This window comes from Streptomyces sp. PCS3-D2 (genome assembly GCF_000612545.2).
Classification (GTDB): Bacteria; Actinomycetota; Actinomycetes; order Streptomycetales; family Streptomycetaceae; genus Streptomyces.
Genome location: NZ_CP097800.1, coordinates 6871822 through 6896454, shown reverse-complemented (window position 1 = coordinate 6896454; position 24633 = coordinate 6871822). Strand labels below are relative to the sequence as shown.

The 24633-nt window shown below is 72.7% G+C and carries 27 protein-coding genes; 10 read left to right on the top strand and 17 right to left on the bottom strand.

Features of this window, described 5'->3' with window-relative positions:
- Window positions 1–238 precede the first annotated feature (238 nt).
- Window positions 239–727, top strand: a complete 489-nt coding sequence (locus AW27_RS30900; protein WP_037921798.1) for an SRPBCC family protein — start codon at window positions 239–241, stop codon at window positions 725–727.
- Here the strand turns inward: AW27_RS30900 and AW27_RS30895 are convergent.
- Window positions 699–1583 (bottom strand): MBL fold metallo-hydrolase, encoded by an 885-nt coding sequence (locus tag AW27_RS30895; RefSeq protein WP_037921795.1) that lies wholly within the window; start codon window positions 1581–1583, stop codon window positions 699–701. The genes AW27_RS30900 and AW27_RS30895 overlap by 29 nt on opposite strands.
- 59 nt (window positions 1584–1642) lie before the next feature.
- On the opposite strand from AW27_RS30895, the gene AW27_RS30890 reads away from it, so the two are divergent.
- Window positions 1643–2191: a winged helix-turn-helix transcriptional regulator gene (locus tag AW27_RS30890; protein ID WP_063890589.1), complete on the top strand. Its 549-nt coding sequence runs from the start codon at window positions 1643–1645 to the stop codon at window positions 2189–2191.
- Here AW27_RS30890 and AW27_RS30885 read toward each other — a convergent pair.
- The gene (locus tag AW27_RS30885; protein WP_052030585.1) at window positions 2131–3303 is read right to left on the bottom strand and encodes a PLP-dependent cysteine synthase family protein; all 1173 of its coding nucleotides are present in this window, start codon (window positions 3301–3303) and stop codon (window positions 2131–2133) included. The genes AW27_RS30890 and AW27_RS30885 overlap by 61 nt on opposite strands.
- A gap of 199 nt (window positions 3304–3502) precedes the next feature.
- On the opposite strand from AW27_RS30885, the gene AW27_RS30880 reads away from it, so the two are divergent.
- On the top strand, window positions 3503–4051 hold the full coding sequence (locus AW27_RS30880; RefSeq protein ID WP_037921793.1) for an ATP-binding protein: 549 nt from the start codon (window positions 3503–3505) through the stop codon (window positions 4049–4051).
- A 39-nt stretch (window positions 4052–4090) separates the two neighbouring features.
- Here AW27_RS30880 and AW27_RS30875 read toward each other — a convergent pair whose 3' ends face one another.
- Together AW27_RS30875 and AW27_RS30870 are read right to left on the bottom strand one after the other, a co-directional pair.
- Window positions 4091–5359: an ROK family protein gene (locus AW27_RS30875; protein WP_037921790.1), complete on the bottom strand. Its 1269-nt coding sequence runs from the start codon at window positions 5357–5359 to the stop codon at window positions 4091–4093.
- A gap of 43 nt (window positions 5360–5402) precedes the next feature.
- A complete protein-coding gene (locus AW27_RS30870) occupies window positions 5403–6059 on the bottom strand; it encodes an alpha-ketoglutarate-dependent dioxygenase AlkB family protein (RefSeq protein WP_037921788.1) in 657 nt (218 codons plus the stop codon).
- Window positions 6060–6097: 38 nt separating this feature from the next.
- Here AW27_RS30870 and AW27_RS30865 point away from each other — a divergent pair, with 38 nt between their 5' ends.
- A complete protein-coding gene (locus AW27_RS30865) occupies window positions 6098–6841 on the top strand; it encodes a maleylpyruvate isomerase family mycothiol-dependent enzyme (protein WP_037921786.1) in 744 nt (247 codons plus the stop codon).
- 467 nt (window positions 6842–7308) lie between these two features.
- Entirely contained in the window at window positions 7309–7491 is a 183-nt protein-coding gene (locus AW27_RS34500; RefSeq protein ID WP_370466635.1) for a hypothetical protein, read from the top strand.
- A 49-nt stretch (window positions 7492–7540) separates the two neighbouring features.
- Here AW27_RS34500 and AW27_RS30855 read toward each other — a convergent pair whose 3' ends face one another.
- Both AW27_RS30855 and AW27_RS30850 read right to left on the bottom strand, forming a co-directional pair.
- Entirely contained in the window at window positions 7541–8491 is a 951-nt protein-coding gene (locus AW27_RS30855) for a spherulation-specific family 4 protein (protein WP_236647638.1), read from the bottom strand.
- A gap of 164 nt (window positions 8492–8655) precedes the next feature.
- Window positions 8656–9354 (bottom strand): TetR/AcrR family transcriptional regulator, encoded by a 699-nt coding sequence (locus AW27_RS30850; RefSeq protein ID WP_037921784.1) that lies wholly within the window; start codon window positions 9352–9354, stop codon window positions 8656–8658.
- Between the two features lie 168 nt (window positions 9355–9522).
- Here AW27_RS30850 and AW27_RS30845 point away from each other — a divergent pair, with 168 nt between their 5' ends.
- The gene (locus tag AW27_RS30845; protein WP_037921782.1) at window positions 9523–9987 is read left to right on the top strand and encodes a nitroreductase/quinone reductase family protein; all 465 of its coding nucleotides are present in this window, start codon (window positions 9523–9525) and stop codon (window positions 9985–9987) included.
- 314 nt (window positions 9988–10301) lie between these two features.
- Here AW27_RS30845 and AW27_RS30840 read toward each other — a convergent pair whose 3' ends face one another.
- A complete protein-coding gene (locus tag AW27_RS30840; RefSeq protein WP_037922819.1) occupies window positions 10302–11501 on the bottom strand; it encodes a geranylgeranyl reductase family protein in 1200 nt (399 codons plus the stop codon).
- A gap of 342 nt (window positions 11502–11843) precedes the next feature.
- On the opposite strand from AW27_RS30840, the gene AW27_RS30835 reads away from it, so the two are divergent.
- The gene (locus tag AW27_RS30835) at window positions 11844–13208 is read left to right on the top strand and encodes a dipeptidase (protein WP_037921780.1); all 1365 of its coding nucleotides are present in this window, start codon (window positions 11844–11846) and stop codon (window positions 13206–13208) included.
- Window positions 13209–13304: 96 nt separating this feature from the next.
- The gene (locus tag AW27_RS30830) at window positions 13305–13997 is read left to right on the top strand and encodes an MBL fold metallo-hydrolase (protein WP_037921778.1); all 693 of its coding nucleotides are present in this window, start codon (window positions 13305–13307) and stop codon (window positions 13995–13997) included.
- A 78-nt stretch (window positions 13998–14075) separates the two neighbouring features.
- On the opposite strand, the gene AW27_RS30825 is transcribed toward AW27_RS30830, so the two are convergent.
- The gene (locus AW27_RS30825) at window positions 14076–15113 is read right to left on the bottom strand and encodes an NUDIX domain-containing protein (RefSeq protein WP_037921776.1); all 1038 of its coding nucleotides are present in this window, start codon (window positions 15111–15113) and stop codon (window positions 14076–14078) included.
- Between the two features lie 197 nt (window positions 15114–15310).
- On the opposite strand from AW27_RS30825, the gene AW27_RS30820 reads away from it, so the two are divergent.
- The gene (locus AW27_RS30820) at window positions 15311–16297 is read left to right on the top strand and encodes a LacI family DNA-binding transcriptional regulator (RefSeq protein WP_078556565.1); all 987 of its coding nucleotides are present in this window, start codon (window positions 15311–15313) and stop codon (window positions 16295–16297) included.
- 88 nt (window positions 16298–16385) lie between these two features.
- On the opposite strand, the gene AW27_RS30815 is transcribed toward AW27_RS30820, so the two are convergent.
- From AW27_RS30815 to AW27_RS30795, 6 genes are all read right to left on the bottom strand, one after another.
- Complete coding sequence (locus tag AW27_RS30815; protein WP_037921770.1) at window positions 16386–17684, bottom strand: DUF6986 family protein; 1299 nt, start codon at window positions 17682–17684, stop codon at window positions 16386–16388.
- A gap of 182 nt (window positions 17685–17866) precedes the next feature.
- Complete coding sequence (locus AW27_RS30810; protein ID WP_037921768.1) at window positions 17867–18829, bottom strand: electron transfer flavoprotein subunit alpha/FixB family protein; 963 nt, start codon at window positions 18827–18829, stop codon at window positions 17867–17869.
- Window positions 18830–18888: 59 nt separating this feature from the next.
- Window positions 18889–19677 (bottom strand): electron transfer flavoprotein subunit beta/FixA family protein, encoded by a 789-nt coding sequence (locus tag AW27_RS30805; protein ID WP_037921766.1) that lies wholly within the window; start codon window positions 19675–19677, stop codon window positions 18889–18891.
- Window positions 19678–19877: 200 nt separating this feature from the next.
- Window positions 19878–20408: a flavin reductase family protein gene (locus AW27_RS30800; RefSeq protein WP_037921763.1), complete on the bottom strand. Its 531-nt coding sequence runs from the start codon at window positions 20406–20408 to the stop codon at window positions 19878–19880.
- A 59-nt stretch (window positions 20409–20467) separates the two neighbouring features.
- Complete coding sequence (locus AW27_RS34495; RefSeq protein ID WP_370466716.1) at window positions 20468–20548, bottom strand: putative leader peptide; 81 nt, start codon at window positions 20546–20548, stop codon at window positions 20468–20470.
- A 143-nt stretch (window positions 20549–20691) separates the two neighbouring features.
- Window positions 20692–21051 carry a TlpA family protein disulfide reductase gene (locus AW27_RS30795; protein WP_063890588.1) on the bottom strand — a complete coding sequence of 120 codons (360 nt, stop codon included), beginning with the start codon at window positions 21049–21051 and terminating at the stop codon, window positions 20692–20694.
- Between the two features lie 230 nt (window positions 21052–21281).
- On the opposite strand from AW27_RS30795, the gene AW27_RS30790 reads away from it, so the two are divergent.
- Window positions 21282–22004 carry a lysophospholipid acyltransferase family protein gene (locus AW27_RS30790; protein WP_037921761.1) on the top strand — a complete coding sequence of 241 codons (723 nt, stop codon included), beginning with the start codon at window positions 21282–21284 and terminating at the stop codon, window positions 22002–22004.
- A gap of 112 nt (window positions 22005–22116) precedes the next feature.
- Here the strand turns inward: AW27_RS30790 and AW27_RS30785 are convergent, their stop codons facing one another.
- The 3 genes from AW27_RS30785 to AW27_RS30775 all read right to left on the bottom strand — a co-directional run bounded on the left by AW27_RS30785 (window position 22117) and on the right by AW27_RS30775 (window position 24629).
- Window positions 22117–22716 (bottom strand): transglutaminase-like domain-containing protein, encoded by a 600-nt coding sequence (locus AW27_RS30785; protein WP_037922814.1) that lies wholly within the window; start codon window positions 22714–22716, stop codon window positions 22117–22119.
- 93 nt (window positions 22717–22809) lie between these two features.
- Window positions 22810–23871, bottom strand: coding sequence for a threonine aldolase family protein (locus AW27_RS30780; RefSeq protein WP_172671329.1), 1062 nt, complete (start codon window positions 23869–23871; stop codon window positions 22810–22812).
- Window positions 23868–24629 (bottom strand): SDR family NAD(P)-dependent oxidoreductase, encoded by a 762-nt coding sequence (locus AW27_RS30775; RefSeq protein ID WP_037921756.1) that lies wholly within the window; start codon window positions 24627–24629, stop codon window positions 23868–23870. Before AW27_RS30775 ends, AW27_RS30780 begins: the two co-directional genes overlap by 4 nt.
- Window positions 24630–24633 lie beyond the last annotated feature (4 nt).

Sequence of the window (24633 nt, the reverse complement as noted above, 5' to 3'; positions counted from 1 at the left end):
CCGCTCGCGGGGGGGCTGCGGCCGCTCCAGGATCCCGCGCGGCGGGGGTCCTGCCCAGGCCCCGTACGGGGGAACCGCCGTGCGAGGGGAATGCGGGGAGAACGCGGGGCAGTCACGGGGAAATCGGGCAAGACAGCGAGCGGAGACATCGTGGGCGGATCGCAGCGGACATCTCGTGGACGCACGGCTATGGTGACGCGCACGTCCGTCCCGATCACCGCTCCCGGAGGTATCGCCCATGGATCGCCGACTCCGCCCGGTGGAGCTGGACTTCATCGACGACGCGCCCGTCCGGCTGGTGTTCGCCGCCGAGGCCGCGGCGCCGCCCGAAGCCGTGTACCGGGCGCTCGCCCGCGAAGTGGCCGACTGGCCGCACTGGTTCAGGGCGGTGACGCTGGCCCGCCCCGCGCGCGGCGGAGCGGGCCGCGAGATCAGGCTGCTGGGAGGGGTGCGCATGCAGGAGACGATCATGGCTGCGGAGCCCGAACGGCGTTACGCGTACCGGGTCGACACGACCAACGCCCCCGGCGTCCGTGCCCTGCTGGAGGAGTGGCGGCTTGCTCCGGCCGGCTCGGGCACGCACGTCCGCTGGACCTTCGCCGCGGACGGTCCGACCGTGTTCCGGCTGGCCCTGACCGCCGCCCGCCCGGGCCTGGGCCACTCGTTCCGGACGGCGGTGCGCACCCTGGACGCCCGCCTCAGCGCCCGTCGTTGGAGCGGCCGGTGACGGCGGCGAGACGGGCGTACTCCCACGGGTCGTGGGCGCTGAAGACGGTGACCTCGTCGCCGTGGTCGCGGACGAGGTCGCGCAGCCGGTCGCGGGTCGCGATGCGCGCCGCGGCGTCCGTCTGCGCGCCCTGCTGGACCGGTTCGAAGACGGGGTGGGCGAGCGGCGGGGTCTGTTCGAGTTCCGCGTGATGGGTGTACGCGTCGCCCGCGTGCAGCAGCCACCGGCCGTCGTCGTCGCGGACCGCCACGCCCGCGTGTCCGGCCGAGTGACCGGGCAGCGGCACCAGCAACAACGCGCACCCCATACCCTGCGGTCGCGCCACACCCGGGAAGCCGAACCATGTCGTGCGTCCGTCCGCGGTCGCCGGGGTCAGCAGCGGGCCGTGCGCCCGGTGCTCGGACATGAAGCGGTCGAGGCTGTGCCGGTGGTGCACGGCCGCCGGGTCGGTGACGGCCCGGTACTCGTCGGGGTGCACGTGCACCCGCGCGTGGGGGAAGTCCGCCAGCCCTCCCGTGTGGTCCCGGTGCAGGTGGGTGACGACGATGTGCCGCACGTCCCGCGGCTCGTACCCGAGGCGGGCGAGCTGGTGCAGTGCGGTTTCCCGCGGATCCAGCACGGGCTCGGCGTAGGCCACCCAGTCCGCGCCCAGCGCCCGGTCGGGCTGCCGCAGGTCGGCGGTGCCGAGCCCGGTGTCGACCAGGACCGGTCCGTCGGTGTCCGTCTCGATGACCAGGCAGTGGCAGACGGCGGGCAGCGCTCGGTGCGCGGCGCCGGCCGGGTGCGGTGTCCCGAGCGGTGTCCCGAGCGGTGGAATCGTCCGGAGTGAACCGCAGTTGAGATGATGGATGCGCACAAGGGCCCCCTGAAGGTATGCGGGCGGGCTGTTCGCCATGGACGCTATGAGGGGCTTTCGTGACTCACCAAACGGTTGGACACGCGCCGGAGGACGCCCTGGACGGCCGGCGCTGCCCGTCTGCGGACAGCCCGGCAGCGGACAGCCCGGCAGCGGACGGCCCGGCGGCGGACGGCTTCCCGGCGCAGGGCGCGCTGGCGGACTGCCCGGACGGCACCCTCGTCCCGCCGGCCGGTGCGCCACACTGCCCGGTCGACGTCACCCTCGCCGCGCTGGCCGGCCGGTGGACGCCCCTGGTCCTGCGGGAGTTCCTGCGCCGCGGCCGGGCCACGTACTCCGAGCTGTCCGCCGCCCTGCCCGCGCTGTCGGACAAGGTCCTCTCGGACCGGCTGGCCCAGTTGACCCGGGTGGGCGTCATCGAGCGCCACCGCATCCCCGGCTGGCCTCCCCGGGTCCGCTACGTCCTCACCGGCCGGGGCCGCGCCCTGGAACCGGTGGTGCACAGCATGTGGGAGTGGGGCAGCGCCCAGGACGCCCCGTGGGGGTCTCAGGCGGCCGGTTCGCGCCAGACGCCGGTCGTCAGCAGTGTGTCGAGGGTCTCGGCGTAGGGGGCGAGGTCGAGCCCCTGCGCCGCCACCCATGCGTCGGAGTAGTACTTGTCGAGGTAGCGGTCGCCCGGGTCGCACAGGAGCGTGACGACGCTTCCGGTACGGCCCTCCGCCACCATCTCCGAAACGATCTTCAGGGCGCTCCAGAGGCCGGTGCCGGTCGAGCCGCCCGCCTTGCGCCCTATGGCCGTCTCCAGCGCGCGGCAGGCGGCGACGCTCGCCGCGTCCGGGACCTTCATCATCCGGTCGATGGCGCCGGGTACGAAGCTCGGCTCCATTCTCGGGCGGCCGATGCCCTCGATGCGCGAGCCGCAATCGCTCCTGGCGTCCGGGTCGTTGCGGGTCCAGCCCTCGAAGAAGCAGGAGTTCTCCGGGTCCGGGACACAGATGCGGGTGTCGTGCTGCATGTAGTGCACGTAGCGCGCGATGGTGGCCGAGGTGCCGCCGGTGCCGGCGGTCGCGACGATCCAGGCGGGCTCGGGGAAGCGCTCCAGCCTGAGCTGCTGGTACATGGACTCGGCGATGTTGTTGTTCCCGCGCCAGTCGGTGGCCCGCTCCGCGTAGGTGAACTGGTCCATGTAGTGCCCGCCGGTGCGGGCGGCGAGCTCCACCGATTCCTCGTACATCTTCATCGGGTCGTCCACGAAGTGGCATGCGCCGCCGTGGAATTCGATCAGGCGGCACTTCTCCGGGCTGGTCGTGCGCGGCATGACGGCGATGAACGGGACGCCGATCAGTTTGGCGAAGTACGCCTCGGAAACGGCGGTCGAGCCGGACGAGGCCTCGATGACGGGGCGGCCCGGCCGTACCCAGCCGTTGCACAGGGCGTAGAGGAACAGCGAGCGCGCGAGGCGGTGTTTGAGGGAGCCCGTCGGGTGCGTGGACTCGTCCTTGAGGTAGAGGTCGATGCCCCATGCCTCGGGCAGCGGGAACTTCAGCAGGTGCGTGTCCGCCGAGCGGTTCGCGTCGGCCTGAACCTTGCGCACGGCCTCTTTGAGCCAGGCGCGGTAGTCCGCGTCACTGCGGTCGACGTCGACGGTCGTGGCGGCCGCCCCGGTGCCGGTCCCGGTGCCGGGGTTGCCTGTGATGTCGGTGGTGCCGGTGGTGCTCATGCGCCGTGCTCCTTCATGGTTCCGCTTCGCCTTCTCCTTTCGCAATGTACCTCTCCCACCTGCACAAATAGTCACTTTGGGTATCCATGCGGATCGCTTTCGATCGCGTTCGGTTGCACTGCGCGGCACCGTGGGTGACCCTGGTGGAGGATTACCGAGGGTGCAGCACCCGTAACACTCATGTCGGGGAGTCGCAGCCGTGATCAGTCATTCCCGCAGGCACTGCGTCGTCGAACTGCAGGCCTTGCCGTCGCGGATCGGCCAGATCCGCAGAATCGTCTCGGCCCAGCTGCGCCACTGGCAGCTCGATCCGCTCATCGACGTCGCCACGCTCGGCGTGACGGAGCTGTTGAGCAACGTCCATCGCCACGCACAGCCGGACAAGACCTGCGTCGTCGAGATCGAGTTGCGGCTCGGCCGGCTCACGGTCTCGGTCATCGACAGCGATCCGCGGCTTCCCGTGCTGCGCCCGGCGCAGGCCGGACCGCTGGAGACCTGCGGACGCGGGCTCGCCCTCGTGGCGGCCCTCAGCCAGGCCTGGGGGGTCCGTGAACGGCCCGACAGACCGGGCAAGGTGGTCTGGTTCTCCCTGACGGCGGCGCCCGCGGCGGTGGCACCGCAGCGCCCGGTCTCGATCGCGGCCAGGCCGGTACGGGAGCCCGCGCGCACGCTGGTCGTGGCCCTCGATCCCGGCTCCGCCCCGGCGGCGCTGGCGGTGCCCTCACCGGTGGCCGTGCACCCCGGCTGACCGTCTTCCCCGACGGGAGCGCTCCCGGGCCGTGATGTCCTAGGCGAGGGCTCCCAGGGGGTCGTCGAGCACCGGCTGCCAGGCCAGTTCCGCCGCGCCGACCAGGCTGTTGTGGTCCAGCGTGCACGGCAGGATCGGCACACCACCGCTGCGTCCCCACAGACTGCGGTCCGCGACGACCGCGCGGAGCCGCTCCGGGTCCGCGTGGAGCAGTTCCCGGTGCAGCCCGCCCAGGATGATCCGGTCCGGGTTCAGGATGTTCACCAGCCCCGCGAGGCCCAGGCCGAGCCGGTCGATCAGCTCCTGCACGGCCGCACGTACCGCCGGTTCCTCGGGTTCCTCGCGCAGCAGGTCACGGGCCTGCTGCAGCAGCGACACCTCGGGGCCGGGGCTGCGGCCCGCCGCGGTCAGGAAGGCCAGCGGGTCCGCCTCCACGTCCAGGCAGCCGCGGCCGCCGCAGTGGCAGGCCCGCCCCTCGGGATTCACGGTGAGGTGGCCGACCTCCAGGGCCAGCCCCGAACTGCCGCTGTGCAGGCGGCCGTCCAACACCAGGGCGCCGCCGACGCCGCGGTGCCCGGTGGCCACGCACAGCAGGTGCTGTGCGCTGCGCCCGGCGCCGTGCCGGTGCTCGGCGAGCGCCGCGAGGTTGACGTCGTTCCCGGTGAGAGCCGGGCCGTCGATCCCGGCGGCCTTCACGCACTCCGCGAAGATGTCCCGTACCGGGGAACCGGCCGGCCAGGCCAGGTGCAGCGGGTTCAGAGCCGTGCCGTCCGGCTCGGCGACGGCCGACGGGACCGCCAGCCCTGCGCCGACGCAGCGGCGGCCGCTGTCCGCGAGCAGTTCCGCGCCTGCCTGGACGACCGCGCCGAGCACCTGCGCCGGATCCGCGGAGACGGTGACCTTGCCCGGTGCGGTGGCCACGATCCGGCCACCGAGCCCGACCAGGGCGGCCCGGAAGCCGTCCGAGTGCACCTGGGCGGCGAGCGCCACCGGGCCGTCCTCGGCCACCGAGAGCCGGTGCGAGGGACGGCCCTGGCCGCCGCCCGTACCGCCCGAGGCCCCGGGGCGGGAATCGACCCGGATCAGCCCGAGCGCCTCCAGCTCGGCCGCGACCGCGCCTGCGGTGGCGCGGGTGACCCCCAGCTCGGCCGTCAGGACCGCACGGGTGGGGGCGCGACCGGTGTGGACGAGCTCCAGCGCCGGACCGAGCGCGCCGCGACCCCGTTCCAGCCTGGTCCGCGCCCCCGCGCTCGACACCGATGGCGTGGTCGCGTCCCCCACCCTCTGCGGGGCCCCGTTGCCGTTCATGGCATCGATCCTCGCATGATCGGAGGGCGCCGGACGCCGCCCCTCAGCCGAGCCCGCCGACCCGCAGCGTGATGTTGAGCCGCCCGGTCAGCCCCAGCGTCCGCGGACCCGTGCCCGGCAGCACCTTCGGCACCCCGTGGTAGGCCGACCGGCTGGGGCCGCCGAAGACGAACAGGTCCCCGCTGCGCAGCTCGACGTCCCGGTACGGACGCCCGCGGGTACCGGTGTTCCCGAAGCGGAAGAGGCAGCTGTCGCCGAGGCTGAGGGAGACCACCGGCGCCGGGGACTTCTCCTCCGCGTCGCGGTGCATGCCCATGCGGGAGTCCCCGCGGTAGAAGTTGATCAGCGCGATGTCGTAGGCGGCCGCACCCGGGTCGGGCGCCACCCCGTAGGCGGCGGCCACCGCCTGCCGACCGAGGTCGGCGAGCCAGTCCGGCATCGGCTTGACCGGTGCGCCGTCGCCGTCGACGGCGGTACGGGCGTAACCGTACGGGTACCAGTGCAGGCCCAGGCACACCTGCCGGGCGGTCATCGCCCCGCCGCCCGGGGTGCGTACCGTGCGCAGGCCGGCCGGCGGGCGGGCCCACTCGCGGCAGGCCGCCAGCAGCTCGTCCTGCCGGCCGGTGCCGAGCCAGTCGGGCACGTGCACCGCGCCGGGGGCGATCACGGTCCGCTCGCGCGGAAAGAGTTCCCCGTCCACCCCTCCATTGTCGGTGCCGGGGCTGCGAGACTCCCGGTATGGAGATCACTGAATACGTGAAGACCCTCGCCCGGGAGGGCGAGCTGCTCGCCGAAGCGGCCGAACGGGCCGGTACGGACGCCCTCGTCCCCTCCTGTCCGGGCTGGCACGTCACCGACCTGCTGCGGCACACCGGAGCGGTGCACCGCTGGGCGACGGGGTACGTCGCGGAGCGGCAGCTGGAGCCGATGGGCCTGCCGCAAGCACCGGAACTGGTCGGCGGCGAGCTCCTGGCCTGGTTCCGGGAGGGCCACGCCGACCTGGTGCGGACCTTGACCGACGCCCCGGCCGACGTGCAGTGCTGGACCTTCCTGCCGACCGCTCCGCCCTCGCCGCTGGCGTTCTGGGCCCGGCGTCAGGCCCATGAGACCACCGTGCACCGGCTGGACGCGGAGAGCGCGCTGGGGGTCGCCTTCTCGCCGCCGGCGCCGGAGTTCGCGGAGGACGGGGTGGAGGAACTGCTCACCGGCTTCCACGCGCGGCCGCGCAGCCGGGTGCGGACCCCGGAGCCGCGGACCGTGCGGATCCGGGCCGCGGACACGGGCGCGGTGTGGACCGTGCACCTGTCTCCGGCACCGCCGCGCACGGTGCCGGGCGACCTGGGCGATCCGGTCGACTGCGAGGTGACCGGCGAGGCCGCCTGGCTGTACGCGGCACTGTGGAACCGGCTGCCCCTGGCGGGTCCTGGGGTGACGGGCGACCTGTCGCTGGCCGCGCTGTGGACGGAGACGGCCGGAATCTGACCGGCGGCCGGAGCGGGCGGCCGGGCGCCGGCCGGCGTCTCCTCCCGGCCTCCCGCCCGGCCTCCCGCCCGGCCTCCCGGACGAGCGGTTATGGTCACTTCCTCGACGATCACGGGGGTGGCGGATGTTCGGTTCCACATGGCGCGGCGCGGCGGTGGCCGCGGTGTTCCTGGCAGGTTCGCGGTCTCCTGCGACGCGGATCCGGCTACGCCAGCCACGCCGAACACGCCTCCGGTATCCACGGCGCCCCCGGCGGAGTCGGCCTCCGCCGCCGCGACGCCCCCGTCCCGTCCGCGCCCCCGGCGAGCGGCGGACCGGGCGCCTCCACCCTTACCGGGACCCCGCCGGAGAAGGTCCGGGACGCCTTCGCCGGGCTCCAGGCGACGCTGAACGACGCGTGCACGCCGGCCGACTGCGCCTACTTCCTCGGGCGGGTCCACGACGAACTCCACCGCCTGGACGCGGCGATGAAGGCGGACCCAAAGGGCCCCGGGCACTTCCCCGAACCGATCGCGCTGATCGCGAAGCTCGATGCGGAGCTCGGCGGCGACCGGACTTTCGGGAACCTCAAGGCGCACCAGACGCTGCTGATCGGCACGCGCGACAAGATCAACACCTGGATGCAGGGCCACCCGGACGACTACCGCTGACCCCGGCCGCGGGCGACCGCGCCGGCCGCCGCGGCGGCGGCGGGACGTCCTAGCCGAGGGTGGCCGCGTAGCCGGTCTGCGCGCCGTACTGCCAGGTCGGGCCCGCGTTCCAGGGGTTGGGCATGACCGTGTCGGTCGCGTAGGCGTAGCCCGCGCCGCGGCCGAAGGCCGTGCGGAGGGTGGCGCGCATCGCGGCGTCGCCCGGGACACCGTGGACCAGGTGCCAGAAGGCCGTTCCGCTCGGGTCGAGTTCGGTGCCGGGACGGTAGCCGGAGTCGTGGTCGAAGACGTTGCCGCCGAGCCATCCGGCTGCGGTGTAGGCGGCGTAGGTGTCCTCGTAGGTGACGAAGACGTCGGCGGTGCGGTGGGCGGGCTCCAGGTAGCAGTCGGCTATGGCCGTGCCGGGGTTGTTGACCACCAGGTCGGGGACGTCCGGGTCCGCGGCGTTCATGGTGTCCTGGACGTAGCGGCGCAGCTCGGCATAGTGGTCGCGGGTTGCGTTGCCGGGTCCGCAGTCGCGGCTGACGACGTCGAAGAAGATGCCGTCGACGTGGAGACGGCCGTCGGGCGTCTTGAGGTAGTTGTCGACGGAGGCCTTGACGGCGGCGATCTCGCGGTTGCCGTGGTCGGTGTGGACGTACCCGAGCACCTTGGTCCGCTCGCCGGTGGAGGTGGTGCGGGCACGGAGCGCGTCGGCGCGGGCCCTCCAGGGAGCACCGAAGGGGGCGTCGCCGTTGCCCGGGTTCAGGACGACCACGGACGGGGCCGGGGCGGTGGCGGTGAGGTCGGCCAGCATCCGGTCGTCCGCCATCACGTACGCGGGGACGGCGATCTCCAGGCCCCGCACACCGGGCATCCGGGGTGTGGGAGGCGGACCGGGCGCCGGGGCGGCGGCGGGCCCGGCGGGTGCTTCGCGCGGCGGCGCGCCGACGGACGGCGCCGGCGCGGCCAGGAGGAGGGTGGCCAGGACGGCGTACAGGGCCTTCTCGGCGCGAGGCATGAACGTTTCCTCCGGTGGAGGCTCTGCGGGGGACTCGACGAACACTAGACGGGCGGCCCGTCGTTCAAGGCTGAACCTCCCGCATTGGCCCGAGGAACAGGCGAGCGAGCCATCGCCCCATCACGTGAATTCCCGCGGGAGCACACTCCTCGCACGCCCTGCTGTCATACGACCGGAAGACCGACCCCGTGCGCCAGTTGGCCGGCCGCGTGCCTGAAGAAGGCGGACCGTTCCTCGACGACGCCGTTGAACTGGCCGAACAGCTCGAAGGACACGAGCCCGGCCAGCTGCGCCCAGGCGGCGACAAGGGCGGCGACGACCTCCGGGGGCAGGCCCTCGGCGAAGTCGGCGGCCATCCGGGCCGCTTCGGGGCCGAGGGCGGGCGGCAGCGGAGGGAGGGCGAGACCGCGCCCCTCGTAGGCGGCTCGGACGACGCCGATCAGGACGTTGCCGACCCGGGAGGCGGGTCCGACGGTATCGGCGGGGGCGCTGTAGCCGGGTACCGGGGAGCCGTAGACGAGGGCGTATTCGTGGGGACGCTCCAGGGCCCACGCGCGGACGGCCTCGCACACGGCGATCCAACGGCCGCGGGGCGCGGCGCCGGCGGCGAGGGCGCGGGCATCGGCTGCCTCGGCGGCCGAACCGAGGCTGTCGTACGCGTCGATGATGAGCGCGGTCAGCAACTCGTCGCGGCTCGGGAAATAGCGGTAGAGCGCGGAGGAGACCATGCCGAGCTCGCGGGCGACGGCGCGGAGGGACAGTTTGGCGGCCCCCTCGGCCGCGAGCCGGCGGCGCGCCTCGTCCTTGATGGCGGCGGCGACCTCGATGCGGGCCCGTTCCCTGGCCCCTCGCACGGTGTTCATGGGAGCCAGTGTGCCACGCGGCGGAGCACTGCCCAGGAATCAGTCCACTGCTCCACCGAGAGAGCACTGCTCTTGCTCTGGTGCACCGATCCGATGCACACTGGCTCAGCAAGAGCAGTGCTCTCGTAACGCAGAAGACGGCGATGCCGAAGACGGCCGGAGGTCCCCGTGAACGCGCCCAGCACCCCGTACTACGCCCAGGCCGGCCCTTTCGCCGCCCGCTTCAACTCCCTCCTGGGGAAGCTGGCCCGCTTCGGTATCAGCCTGGCCGGCAGCGCCGAGCTCTCCGTGCGCGGGCGTACGTCGTGCAAGATGCAGCGCATCCCGGTCAATCCGCACCGCTACGCGGGCGGGGAGTACCTCGTCTCGGCCCGCGGTCACTCCCAGTGGGTCCGCAACATGAGGGCCGCGGGCGGGGGTGAGCTGCGAGTGGGGCGCAAGGTACGTGCGTTCACCGTCGTCGAGATCACCGACCCGGTGGAGAAGGCCGCGATCCTGCGCGCCTACCTGGAGAAGTGGGGCTGGGAGGTAGACCGGTTCTTCCGCGGCGTCGACGCGAAGGCGTCGGACGCGGAGCTCCAGGCGGTCGCCGGCGACCACCCCGTCTTCCGGATCGTCCCGGCATCGAGCTGAAACCGCGCGGGCCGGCCTCGGGGGCCTCGGAGCCCGGCGCCGGACGCAGGTGGCCGGGCGGCGCACAGCCCTCAGCCGTCAGCCGTCAGTCCGGCAACGACTGCTCTCCCACCCCCGGATCCGGCGCCCGGCCCGGGGCATGTCCGCCCGGATCCGGACGCCATGCCCCGCAGGGCCGGGGGAAGCACCGTGCGGCGCCGGCCCCCAGGCCCGCGCCACACGCGGGACGCGCCACCTGGCGGGCGCAACGCCGGCCGGACGGCGCACCTGGTGCCCGGCACCGTCCGCCGGCGGAATCCGCGGGCGGACCGGGCCTACGCGCGGTTGCCGGTCCGGGCCGCTGCCTGCCGCGCGTCCAGCGCGTGCAGGGCCCTGCGCGCCAGCGGAGAGGTACGCACCATGTCGGCCAGGGTCGTCGCGCCGCGCGTGATGCGGGCGAAGGCCCGCCACGCCGGACGGAACCCGGTGATCGCAGCGTGCAGCAACCCCGGCCGGGCCTCGAAGACGGTCAGCATCCGCTTGCCGACCCCCATCTCTGCCCCCAGCCCCGCCTTCACCGCGAAGGCGTAGTTGAGGGCCTGGCGGCGGGCGTCCACCGCGTCCTGCGCCTCGGCGATCTTCACGGCCCACTCCCCCGCGAGCCGCCCCGAGCGCAGCGCGAAGGAGATGCCCTCACGGGTCCACGGCTCCAACAGTCCGGCCGCGTCACCGGCCACCAGGACCCGACCGCGGGAGAGCGGCGAGTCCGGCTTGCGACACCGGGTCAGATGCCCGGAGGAGACGGCCGGTTCGAAGCCGGCGAGTCCGAGCCGGGCGATGAAGTCGTCCAGGTACCGCTTGGTCGCGGCCCCTTCGCCCTTGGCCGAGATCACCCCGACGGTGAGGGTGTCCCCCTTGGGGAAGACCCAGCCGTAACTGCCGGGCAGCGGGCCCCAGTCGATCAGCACCCGTCCCTTCCAGTCCTCCGCCACCGTCGCGGGGACGGGGATCTCCGCCTCCAGGCCGAGGTCCACCTGGTCCATCTCGACACCCACGTGCGCGCCGATCCGGCTCGCGCTGCCGTCCGCACCGACCACGGCACGCGCCAGGACGGTCTCCCCGTCGGCCAGCACCACCGCGACGGTCCGCCGGTCGGGCACGGCCGCCCCGTGCTGCTCCACGCGGGTCACGGCGGTTCCCGTACGGACGGTGGCGCCCGCCTTCTCCGCCTCCGCGACCAGGCCGGCGTCGAACTCGGGCCGGTTGATGAGCCCGAACAGCATGTGCTTCGAGCGCCGGGTGCGGGCCAGCTTGCCGTCCATCGAGAAGGTGACCGCGTGGATACGGTCCTTGAGGGGCAGGACGAAGCCCGGCGGGAGCGCGTCGCGCGAGGGGCCGATGATGCCCCCGCCGCACGTCTTGTACCGGGGCAGTACGGCCTTCTCCAGCAGCAGGACGCGGCGCCCCGCCGTGGCTGCCGCGTACGCGGCCGAGGAACCGGCCGGCCCCGCGCCCACCACGACCACGTCCCACACCTCGCCGGATGCCCCGGCCACCTCGTCGTCCGCCCCCTGCCCGGCCGGGCCCGCGCCCTTGCTCGTGCCCACGCCTGCGCCTGCGTCTGCGTCCGCGTCCGCGCCCATGCCTGCGCCTTGCTCCGCACCTGCGTCGCGTACGTCGTCGTCGCTGCTCACGATGTGTTGCTGCTCCTGATCACCCGGTTGCTCCGATGCCGGGGAAATCCTACGGCGAGACGCCGCCCCACCCCCGCTGTGCGAGGATCGGGACTGTCTTTTGCCGTACCCGGCATACGCACGCCCCGCACCTGCGCGGGACGCGTACACGGATACAACGTCGCACCCAAAAGGAGCGTGCCCATGTCCCAGAATCCGATCGCCGAGACCATCGCCTCGCTGATGCCCCGCGCGAAGCGGGAGCTGACCGAGCTGGTGGCCTTCCAGTCGGTGGCGGATTGGGCGCAGTTCCCGCAAAGCGAGAGCGAGGCCGCGGCGAACTGGGTCGCCGACGCCCTGCGCGCCGAGGGCTTCGGGGACGTGGCGCTGCTCGACACCCCTGACGGCACCCAGTCGGTGTACGGCTTCCTGCCGGGTCCCGAGGGCGCGCCGACGGTCCTGCTCTACGCCCACTACGACGTGCAGCCCCCGTTGGACGACGCCGCCTGGATCTCCCCGGCCTTCGAACTGACCGAGCGCGAGGGCCGCTGGTATGGGCGCGGTGCGGCCGACTGCAAGGGCGGGTTCATCATGCACCTGCTCGCGCTGCGCGCCCTGAAGGCCAACGGCGGTGTGCCGGTCGGTGTGAAGGTCATCGTCGAGGGCTCCGAGGAGCAGGGGACGGGCGGCCTCCAGCAGTACGCGCAGGCCCACCCCGAGCTGCTGACCGCCGACGCCATCGTCATCGGCGACGCGGGCAACTTCCGTCTCGGCCTGCCGACCGTGACCGCCACCCTGCGCGGCATGTGCCTGCTCAAGGTGAAGATCGACACGCTGGGCGGCAACCTGCACTCCGGCATGTTCGGCGGCGCCGCGCCCGACGCGCTGGCCGCGCTGATCCGGGTGCTCGACTCGCTGCGCGCCGCGGACGGATCGACGACCGTGGACGGCCTCGCCTCGGACGCGGTGTGGGAGGGCCTGCAGTACCCGGAGGCGGACTTCCGCGCCGACGCGAAGGTCCTGGAGGGTGTCGAGCTGATCGGCGAGGGCACCGTCGCCGACCGGTTGTGGGCCCGCCCGGCCGTCACCGTCCTCGGCATCGACTGCCCGCCGGTCGTCGGCGCGACGCCCTCGGTGCACGCGAGCGCGGGCGCCCTGATCAGCCTGCGCGTGCCGCCGGGCGTGGACACCGCGCAGGCCATCAAGCTGCTCCAGGCCCATCTCGAGGCGCACACGCCGTGGAAGGCCCGCCTCGAACTGGAGGTCGTCGGGCAGGGCCAGCCTTTCCGGGCGGACACCGGCAGCCCGGCGTACGCGTCGATGCGCACGGCCCTGGAGGCCGCCTACCCCGGCCAGGAGATGCAGATCAGCGGCATGGGCGGGTCGATTCCGCTGTGCAACACGCTGACGTCGTTGTACCCGCGGGCGGAGATGCTGCTGATCGGGCTGAGCGAGCCGGAGGCGCAGATCCACGCGGTCAACGAAAGCGTGTCGCCGGAGGAGTTGGAGCGCCTGTCGGTGGCCGAGGCCCTCTTCCTCGTCAACTACGCGGAGTCCAGGCGCGCCTGATCCGGGCGGTGCCGGCCGCCGCGTTCCGCCCCGGGCGTACTTCGCTCATGGTGAAGCCGCCTGCCCGGGGCGGCGGGGCGCCCGTACGGTCACGGCATGGACCTTGTCGACGTACTCCCGAACCGGCTCCACATGCTCCGCTTCCCCATCGGTCAGGCCTATCTCTGGCGGGACGGCGAGGCGCTGACCCTCGTCGACGCGGGTCACGCCGGATCCGCGGCGGAGATCGAGGGGGCGATACGTTCGCTCGGGCTGCTGCCCGAGCACCTGCGGCGGATCGTGTTGACGCACTGCCACCGCGACCACGTGGGCGCGGCCGGTGAACTCGCGGCCCGCTGGGGGGCGTCGGTGTTCGCGCACCGGCTGGACGCTCCGGTGGTCCGGGGTGAGCGGCCCGTCCCCGAACCGGTGCTGCTGGAGTGGGAGATCCCGTTGTACGAGCACGGTCTGACCGTCCCCGAGGCCCCGCCCACACGGGTCGACCGGGAGTTGGAGGACGGGGACGCGCTGGAGTTCGGGGACGGGGCGTACGTGGTGCACGCCCCGGGCCACACCGACGGCAGCATCGGCATCCACCTGCCGCGCCACGGCGTGCTGTTCGCGGGGGACTGCATCGCCGCCGTCGGTCCGCCGATGTTGGGGGTGTTCAACGTCGACCGTGGCCAGGCCGTGGAGTCCTTCCGGCGATTGGCCGGGCTCGCGCCGTCGGTCGGCTGCTTCGGCCACGGGGACCCCCTGACGGTGGACACCGCCTCCGTCCTGGCCGATGCTGCGGCCGGAGCCGCCTGAGCCCCGGCCCGGGGCGAGTGAGCGGCGACGGCACGGGGCACGCGGGCGGCCGACCGAGCCCGCGGAAGACGGGCTGCCTCAGCCGGTGGGGACGCCCGCCTCCAGGTACAGGGGGCGGGCCCGTTCCCGGGCGCGCAGGGCCCAGCGCAGGCGTTCGTAGCGGTGCTGCGGCAGCAGCTCCGCGGCCTCCGTCTCGGTCACGAAGCGCCAGGCCCGCAGTTCGGGACCGGGCAGGCGGAGGCGAGCCGCCGCTTCTTCCGCGAGGCGGCCGCCGTCGAAGAGCAGGCGCAGCCCTCCGTAGCCGGGGGGCTGCGGGCGTTCCCAGTCGACGACGAGGAGCCCCGGCGCCCGGTCCAGTACGAGACCCAACTCCTCGGCGACCTCCCGTACCCCGGCGCGGGCGGGTGCCTCGCCCGCCTCCACGACGCCTCCCGGGAACTCCCAGCCGGCCTTGTACGTCGGATCCACCAGCAGTACCCGGTCGCGCTCGTCGAAGAGCAGCACCCCGGCCGCCACGGTCTCCCGCGTGGGCTCCGGGGTCTGCACGATGTCGCAGACCCGGGCGGTCTCGGAGCGGACGGCTTCGGCGATGCGCTCGGCGGTCTCCCGCACGGTCAGGGGACCGTTGTCGATGACGTGCGCGTCGCCGGTGAGCCAACCGAGGGCCTCCTGGTAGGCGGGGATGTGGTCGTAGGCCCACTGTCGGACCCGGATGTCCACGTCCTCGGGGGCCCCCGGTTCCGTGCGGGTCTCGATGCGCTTGCGCAGGATCGTTTCAGCAGGCGCGAGCAGCACATGCCGTACCGGTATCCGCCGGGCTGCCAGCCCGCCGAAGATCTCGTCCCGGTACTCCTGGTGCAACAGCGCCATCGGGACCACGAGCACCCCGCCCACCTCGGCCAGCATCGCCGCGGCCGTTTCCACCACCAGCCGCCGCCAGCTGGGCAGGTCCTGGTAGTCGGTCACCTCGGCCAGCCGTTTGGGCGGAAGCAGCAGCCGCAGCGCGTCACCGATGAGCTCCGGGTCGAACAGCGTGCTGTCCGGGAGGATTCCGGTCAGTTCACGGGCCGTGCTGGTCTTCCCGGCGCCGAACGTACCGTTGATCCAGACAATCACGTCTACCCCTCTCCCCATGGCTCGTCCGGAGCCCCCAGTGGCTTGCCCGCCCCACCCTGTCACGGAAACCTCACTATCGGCCGAGTGCTTATCCTCGAGGTCACGGCCCGCGCGCCCGCCCGGGCAGCTAGGGAGGAATCGCGACAGTGCCCCACAACCGCCGCCCGTCCGACCCCCGCTACGGCAGCCGGCCGACCATGAAGGACGTGGCCGCCAGGGCGGGTGTCGGCCTGAAGACGGTGTCCCGGGTGGTCAACAGCGAGCCCGGCGTCACCCCCGAGACGGAGAAGCGGGTCCAGGAGGCCATCGAGGCCCTGGGATTCCGCCGCAACGACAGCGCGCGGGTGCTCCGCAAGGGCCGTACCGCCACCGTCGGTCTGGTCCTGGAAGACCTGGCCGATCCCTTCTACGGTCCGCTGAACCGGGCCGTTGAGGAAGTCGCCCGCGCGCACGGGGCGCTGCTCGTCAACGGCTCCAGTGCGCAGGACCCGGACCGGGAGCGGGAGTTGGCGCTCGCGCTGTGCGCCCGCCGGGTGGACGGCCTGATCGTGATCCCGGCCGGGAACGACCACCGTTACTTGGAGCCGGAGATGCGGGCCGGTGTCGCCACGGTGTTCGTGGACCGGCCGGCCGGTGGGATCGACACCGACGTCGTGCTGTCGGACAACTACGGCGGGGCGCGCGGCGGTGTCGCGCACCTGATCGCGGGCGGCCACCGCAGAATCGGCTTCCTCGGTGACCACCCCCATATCCACACGGCGGCGGAGCGGTTGCGCGGCTACCACGCCGCCATGGCGGAGGCGGGCCTCCCCGTGGCCGGATCCTGGGTGTCGCTCGGCTCGACGGCTCCCGGCCGGGTCGCGGCGGCGGCGCGGTCGATGCTCACGGGTCCGGAGCCGGTGACCGCCGTCTTCGCCGGCAACAACCGGGTGACGGTCACCGTGGTACGGGTCCTGGCTCCCCTGGAACGCCCGGTGGCGCTGGTCGGCTTCGACGACTTCGAGCTGGCGGACCTGTTGCGCCCGGGCGTCACGGTGGTCGCGCAGGATCCTGCGGCCCTCGGCCGGGTGGCCACGGACCGCCTCTTCCAGCGCCTGTCGGGCACCGGTCTGCCGCCGGTCCGCACGGAACTGACCACCCGTCTCATCCCCCGCGGCTCGGGAGAACTCCCGCCGGCGGACTGACGTCCCACCGGCCCCGGCCCCCGTGGCACGCGGCGCGGCGCGGGCGCCCCGCCCCCGGAGCGGTCCGGGGGCGGGGCGCCCGTGCTGGTCAGGCGGTGGCGGTCAGGGTGGCCGAGCGGCGGGGTATGGCGAAGGCGTCGAGCTCGGCGCGGGTGAGGCCGGTCAGGGCGGTGACCTCGTCGGAGCCCACCGCGCCGCAGTCGAGGCCGCGGACCAGGTAGCCGGCCAGGGCCTTGGCGGTCGCGGGCTCGTCCATCACGTCGCCCTCGATCCTGGCCACGTACGCCTTCAGGCGCGCGGCGGCGGCCTGCAGGCCCTCGCGGTAGAAGGTGAAGACGGCCGCGTAGCGGGTCGGCAGGTGCGCCGGGTGCATGTCCCAGCCCTGGTAGTAGGCGCGGGCCAGGGCGCGGCGGGTCAGCCCGTAGTGGAGCCTCCAGCCCTCGTGGACCTTCTCGGTGGTGCCGATCGGCAGCACGTTGGTGGAGCCGTCGGACACGCGCACGCCGGTACCGGCCGCCGCGACCTGCATGATCGCCTTCGCGTGGTCGGCGGCCGGGTGGTCGCTGGCCTGGTAAGCGGCGGAGACGCCGACACAGGCGCTGTAGTCGAAGGTGCCGTAGTGCAGGCCGGTGGCGCGGCCCTTCGCGGCCTCGATCATCCGGGCGACCGTGGCGGTGCCGTCGGAGGCCAGGATGGACTGGCTGGTCTCGATCTGTATCTCGAAGCCGATCCGGCCCGGGCGCAGGCCGCGGGTGGCCTCGAAGGCCTCCAGCAGCTTGACGAAGGCACTGACCTGCTCGGCGTAGGTGACCTTCGGCAGCGTCAGGACGAGGCCCTCGGGCAGGCCGCCGTGCTCCAGCAGACCGGAGAGGAAGATGTCGGTGGTGCGGATGCCACGGTCGCGGACGTTCGCTTCCATGCACTTCATACGGATGCCCATGTACGGCGCGTTCGTTCCGTTGGCGAAGGCCTCCGAGACGAGGCGGGCGGCACGGGCCGCGGCCTGGTCCTCCTCCTCGTCGGAGCGGACGCCGAAGCCGTCCTCGAAGTCGACCCGGAGGTCCTCGACGGGCTCGCGCAGGAGCTTGGCGCGGACGCGTTCGTAGACCGGTACGGCCAGCTCGTCGGAGATGCCGAGCACCGCGGCGAAGGTCGCGGCGTCGGGAGCATGCTCGTCGAGCGCGGCGAGGGCCTGGTCGCCCCAGGAGCGGATGGTGTCGGCGGCGAAGACGTCACCGGGCACGTAGACGGTGTGGATGGGCTGCCGGGTGCCGGGGTCGCCCGGGTAGTGGCGCGCGAGCTCCGCGTCCACCGGCGCGAGGGAGGCGCTGATGCCCTCGCTGACCGCGCCTGCGAGGCTCGTCGCCACCTTCTCCTGCTGACCCATCGTGCACTCTCCTCTTTTCCGCTTCACGGAAGCCTAGATCCGCATAGCAGAATTTAGTCACGTGGTTCCGCTCCGTCAATGGTCCCTCCGCCGTCCCGGGCAAACGACTCGGGGCCGCGTGGTGAGAATCACCACACGGCCCCGAAGAAGCGATGCTGCGAAGAGAAACGCAGGTCAGCCGGTCAGCTCTGGCGAGCCTTGATCTCCGCGGTCAGCTGCGGGACGACCGTGAAGAGGTCGCCGACCACGCCGTAGTCGACGAGGTCGAAGATCGGGGCCTCGGCGTCCTTGTTGATGGCCACGATGGTCTTCGAGGTCTGCATGCCGGCCCGGTGCTGGATCGCGCCCGAAATGCCGGAGGCGATGTAGAGCTGCGGGGAGACCGACTTACCGGTCTGGCCGACCTGGTTGGTGTGCGGGTACCAACCGGCATCGACGGCGGCGCGCGAGGCGCCGACGGCCGCGCCGAGGGAGTCCGCGAGCTCCTCGATGATGCCGAAGTTCTCGGCGCCGTTGACGCCGCGGCCGCCGGAGACGACGATCGCGGCCTCGGTCAGCTCGGGACGGCCGGTCGATTCGCGCGGGGTGCGGCCGGTGACCTTGGTGCCGGTGGCCAGGGTGCCGAAGGTGACGGCGAGCGCCTCGACGGCGCCCGCGGCCGGGGCGGCCTCGACGGCGGCCGAGTTCGGCTTCACGGTGATGACCGGGGTGCCCTTGGAGACGCGGGACTTGGTGGTGAACGACGCCGCGAAGGCGGACTGCGTCGCGACCGGACCCTCGTCACCCGCCTCCAGGTCCACGGCGTCCGTGATGATGCCGGAGCCGATGCGCACGGCGAGGCGCGCGGCGATCTCCTTGCCCTCGGCGGAGGACGGGACGAGCACGGCGGCCGGGGAAACGGCCTCGTACGCGGCCTGGAGCGCGTCCACCTTCGGCACGACGAGGTACTCGGTGAACTCGGGGGCGTCGGCGGTGAGGACCTTGACCGCGCCGTGCTCGGCGAGCACCGCGGCGGTGGCGTCGGCACCGGCGCCCAGGGCGACGGCGACGGGCTCGCCGATGCGGCGGGCCAGCGTCAGCAGTTCGAGGGTGGGCTTGCGGACGGCGCCGTCCACGTGGTCGACGTAGACGAGAACTTCAGCCATGGGACTGCTCTCCTGCGATTGCGAGGTGTCTGGGGGCTAGCGAGGGGTGGCCGAAGCCCTTAGATGAACTTCTGGCCGGCCAGGAACTCGGCCAGCTGCTTGCCGCCCTCGCCCTCGTCCTTGACGATCGTGCCGGCGGTGCGGGCCGGGCGCTGCGCGGCGGAGTCGACCGCGGTCCAGGAGCCTTCGAGACCGACCTCGTCGGCCTCGATCTCCAGGTCCTCGAGGTCCCAGGACTCGACCGGCTTCTTCTTCGCGGCCATGATGCCCTTGAAGGACGGGTAGCGGGCCTCGCCCGACTGGTCCGTCACCGAGACGAGCGCCGGGAGGGAGGCCTCCAGCTGCTCGCTGGCGGTGTCGCCGTCACGGCGGCCGGTCACGGTGCCGCCCTCGACCTTGACCTCGGAGAGCAGGGTGACCTGCGGGACGCCCAGGCGCTCGGCCAGGATCGCCGGGAGGACACCCATGGTGCCGTCGGTCGACGCCATGCCCGTGACGACCAGGTCGTAGCCGGCCTTCTCGATGGCCTTGGCGAGCACCAGCGAGGTGCCCATGACGTCCGTGCCGTGCAGATCGTCGTCCTCGACGTGGACGGCCTTGTCGGCGCCCATCGACAGCGCCTTGCGCAGCGCGTCCTTGGCATCCTCGGGGCCCACCGTCAGGACGGTGATCTCGACGTCGTCGTCCGAGTTCTCGGAGATCTGCAGCGCCTGCTCGACGGCGTACTCGTCGAGCTCCGACAGCAGGCCGTCGACGTCGTCACGGTTGACGGTCAAGTCCTCGGTGAACTGCCGGTCGCCAGTGGCGTCGGGCACGTACTTCACACAGACAACGATCCTCAGGCTCACGCCGGCTCTCCTACCGCATCGTCTTTTCGTGTACCGCCTTATGCAGGCAGCATAGGCGCCTTGTCGGGCGGATCCCGATCGGGGCGGCCCGCGCCCCGAAGGGAATGTTACTCGTCAGTACACCGTGGGTCCCACCAAGTCGCAAGGTCGGCGAACTGTGATCTGCCCAACGCCGCCCGACCCGCCCCAGCAGGGACGATTCAGTCGCGCAGCGCGTTGAAGCGCCCCTGGTGGTACAGCAGCGGACGGCCTTCCCCGGCCGGGTCCCCCACGACCGCCTGGGCGATGACCACACGGTGCTCCCCCGCGGGCACCCGCGCCACCACCCGGCAGACCAGCCACGCCAGCACGCCGTCCAGGACCGGAACCCCGTGCGGGCCGACGGCCCAGCCGGTGTCCTGACCGAAACGGTCGGCTCCGCTCCGCGCGAACAGGCCCGCCAGCTCCCTTTGGTGCTCGCCGAGTATGTGGACGCCGAGGTGCTCGCTGTCGCGCACCGCGGGCCAGGTCGAGGCCCCGGTGCCGATCGTGAAGGACAGCAGCGGCGGGTCCGCCGAGACGGAGTTCAGCGAGGTGGCGGTGAAGCCCACCGGCCGGCCGCCGTCCTGGGCGGTGATCACGGCGACCCCGGCGGCGTGCTGCCGGAAAACGGAGCGCAGGAGCTCGGGCGAGCCGGGACGGCCGGCGCCGGAAAGGAGGGAAGCAGCCGTCGGGGCCGTCGGAACACTCATCAGGGTTCTGCCTTCTGCCGCAGGACACGCGGGCACGGTCGGGATCGGGGACGGGGCGTTCAGCGATCCGGACAGAGCGCGCTCGCGTATCGGACGAGGTCCACATGGAACCGTCCGTAGAGCAGGAGTTCATACCGCATACCGCCAGCCTGGCGATCTCCCGTGGACCCAGTCAAGCGGGATCGGGCAGATGTCAGGCGCGTCACGCGGTGTGCGGGCGTGTGCACCGGCGCCTCCGGCACCCCCGGCCCCGACCCGCTCCCACCGCCGGCCGCACCGCGCGTCATACGGCCGCGCCCAGTGCGGCGATCACGTCCACCTTGCGCGGCATCCCGGCCGCCCGACGCACGATACGTCCGGCGGCGTCGAGTACGAGCACGGTCGGGGTCTTCTCGACCCCCAGGGCCCGCACCAGGTCGAGCCGCTCTTCGGCGTCGATCTCGATGTGCGCGACTCCCTCGACCATCTCCGCCACCTCGGCGAGGATCCGCCGCGTGGCCCGGCACGGCTGGCAGAAGGCGCTGGAGAACTGCACCAGGGTGGCCCGGCGCCCCGGTCGCGCACCCAGTTCCGCGGCGCCCAGGCGCGCGGGCACCGCCCCGCCCGCGCCGTTGCGCCCCTCTTCCCTGCCGAGCACCCGCACTCCCGTCACACCACCGTCTTCGTCCACGCACATGATCGTCGTACGCTCGTACGTGGATGGGGACACCCGGCGGCCCCGCGGAATTCCCGGCGTGACGAGAATCTCCCCGGGCGCGGACGCCTGGACTGGCCAGCGGCCCTCGTTTGGGGCACCATCCCCAAGGGTCGCGTACCTACGCTTCCGTAACTTCCGGCCGGGAGCACCTCCCCAGACAGAAAGCGGGTCTCCCCATGGCTGAGCTCGTCTACCCTCCGGTGATCGGCGCCGCGCACGGGTTGTTCCGCGCGCTCGACATCCGCATCGACATGAAGGGCACCGAGAACATCCCCCGCAAGGGCGGTGCGGTCCTGGTGTCGAACCACATCGGCTACCTCGACTTCATCTTCGCCGGCCTGACGGCGCGGCCGCAGAAGCGCCTGGTGCGCTTCATGGCGAAGGAGTCGGTGTTCCGCCACAAGGTGTCCGGTCCGCTGATGCGCGCGATGAAGCACATCCCGGTGGACCGCAAACAGGGCGAGACGGCGTACCAGCACGCCCTGGAGTCGCTGCGCTCCGGCGAGATCATCGGGGTCTTCCCCGAGGCGACGATCTCCCAGTCCTTCACCCTGAAGAGCTTCAAGTCGGGTGCGGCCCGCATGGCGCAGGAGGCCGGCGTCCCGCTGATCCCGGTGGCGCTGTGGGGCACGCAGCGGCTGTGGACCAAGGGACGTCCGAAGAACCTCAAGCGCAGCCACATCCCGGTGACGCTGCGGGTGGGCGAGCCGATCGAGGCTCCCACCGACCAGTACGCCGGGGCGATCACGCGGCGGCTGCGCGAGCGCGTCCAGGAACTGCTGGACGCCGCCCAGCGCGCCTACCCGGAGAAGCCCCGGAGCCCCGAGGACTCCTGGTGGCTGCCGGCCCACCTCGGCGGTACGGCGCCGACCGCCGCGCAGGTGCGCGAAGCCGGCTGAGGGCCCCTCCCGCGCCCGGGCGGCCCCGTCCGAGGGCCCTGTAGCCGCGTGCTCGGCGCCGCGGGGGACGGGCGCACCCCGGGTTCTCCCGGGGGCCGTCCGCGGAGGCGTCTCAGAGCGCCGTCGGCAGCTTCCGCCACAGTTCCTGCCGGTCCGCGGAATCCTGGAGGGCCGCCAGTACGGCCGGGTGCGGGGCCGCGTACAGCCCGGGGTAGTCGACCTCGCCCAGTTCCGGGCGGACGGGGAAGGCCAGGCGCTCCTCGGCGAGGTCGAAGCGGGCGTCGACCCCGGGCCTGTTGCCACGCGGATCGAGGCGGCTCCAGCGGTCGCTGCCGGGCAGACGCAGCGCGATCAGCCCGTGGACGAGGGGGTTGGAGCCGTCGTCGTCGGCGAGGCGCTGGTAGCACAGCCCGGCCGGAACCCCCTGGGCGCGCAGCAGGGCGACCAGGGCGTGGGACTTGGCGTGGCAGATGCCGTTGCGCGTACCCAGCACGTCGGAGGCCCGCCAGGCGACCCGAGGGTCCCCGGAGTCGGCGGAGTGCGCGATGGTGTCGCGGACGAACTCGAAGGCGGCCTCCGCGTACGCGTAGGCGTCCCCGGTGGCCGACCAGAGGGCTTTGGCGTTGTCCCGCACGCGGGGATGCCGGTGGTCCACGGCTTCATCCGAAGCCAGGTAGGCGAGGACGTCGGGATCCTGCTGCATCAGCTGCATGGCCCGGAGCATAGGTGTGCCACCCACCATCCATCAATGGATTTACAGTGAGCGGCATACCTATGCAGTATTTGTGTGTTCCGCGGTCCCTGCCTAGCGGGCGAGCTCCTCCTTGAGGGCCTGGAGGAAGCCGTCCACGTCCTCCTCCTGGGTGTCGAAGCCGCACATCCAGCGGACGTCACCGGCAGCCTCGTCCCAGAAGTAGAAGCGGTAACGCTTCTGCAGGCGCCGCGACACCTCGTGCGGCAGCCGCGCGAACACCGCGTTCGCCTGCACCGGGTAGAGGATCTCCACGCCGTCGGTCTCGCGGACCCCGGCGGCCAGTCGCTGCGCCATCTCGTTGGCGTGGCGGGCGTTGCGCAGCCACAGGTCCTTGGCGAGCAGCGCCTCCAGCTGCACCGAAACGAAGCGCATCTTCGACGCGAGCTGCATCGACATCTTGCGGACGTGCTTCATCTGCCGGGCCGCGTCCGGGTTGAGCACGACGATGGCCTCGCCGAACATCATGCCGTTCTTGGTGCCGCCGTAGGACAGCACGTCGACGCCGACGGTGTTCGTGAAGGTGCGCATCGGCATGTCGAGCGAGGCCGCGGCGTTGGCTATCCGGGCGCCGTCGAGGTGCACCTTCATGCCGAGGCCATGGGCGTGGTCGCAGATGGCCCTGATCTCGTCCGGGGTGTAGACCGTGCCGAGCTCGGTGTTCTGGGTGATCGAGACCACCTGCGGCATCGCGCGGTGCTCGTCCTCGAAGCCCCAGGCCTCCTCGTCGATCAGCTCGGGCGTGAGCTTGCCGTCCGGGGTGGGCACGGCGAGCAGCTTGAGCCCGGCCATCCGCTCCGGCGCGCCGCCCTCGTCCACGTTGATGTGGGCGCTCTTGGCGCAGATCACCGCACCCCAGCGGTCCGTCATCGCCTGGAGGGCGGTGACGTTCGCGCCGGTGCCGTTGAAGACCGGGAAGGCCTCCGCGTACGGGCCGAAGTGGCTGCGGACGATCTTCTGCAGGTGTTCGGTGTACTCGTCCTCGCCGTAGGAGACCTGGTGACCTCCGTTGGCGAGCGCGAGGGCCTCCAGGATCTCCGGATGGACTCCCGCGTAGTTGTCGCTGGCGAAGCCGCGCACTGCCGGATCGTGGTGCCGGCGGGCATCGGTCTTCACGGTTGCGGAGTGAGCCACAGACGCTGTCCGTTCACATCGATGGCGGGCCGCTCCCACACGCCGGCGATGGCCTCGGCCAGCTCCTTCACGTCGGTGAAGCCCGCGAACTTCGCATTGGGACGCTCGGCGCGCATCGCGTCGTGCACCAGTGCCTTGATGACCAGGATCGCAGCTGCCGCGCCGGGCCCCTCGTCACCCCCCGCCTTGCGGAACGAGTCCGCCATGGCGAGGGTCCACGCCTCGGCGGCCGCCTTGCCCGCGTTGTACGCGGCGTTGTTGGCGACCGGCTTGTGCGCGCCGGACTGGCTCACCAGGACGTAGCGCCCGCGGTCGCTGCGCAGCAGTCCGTCGTGGAAGGCGAGCGAGGTGTGCTGGACGGTGCGGATGAGGAGCTTCTCCAGGAAGGCCCAGTCGGCGAGGTCGACGTCGGTGAAGGTCTTGCTGCCGCGCCAGCCGCCGACGAGGTGGACCAGTCCGTCGACCCGCCCGAACTCCTTCTCGGTCTGCTCGGCCCACGCCTTGGTGGCGTCCAGGTCGAGCAGGTCGACGGTGTCACCGGTGATGGTGGCGCCGCCATGGGCGTAGCGTGCCGCGTCGACGGCTTCCGCGAGCCGTGCCGGATCGGCGTCGGAGGCGACGACCACCGCGCCGGCCTCGGCGAGGCGGAGCAGGGCCGCGCGGCCGGCGGGCCCGCCGGCTCCGGCCACCGCCACCACCGCTCCGTGCAGCTTTCCGTTGCCGTTGTGGGAGCCGTTCATCGGT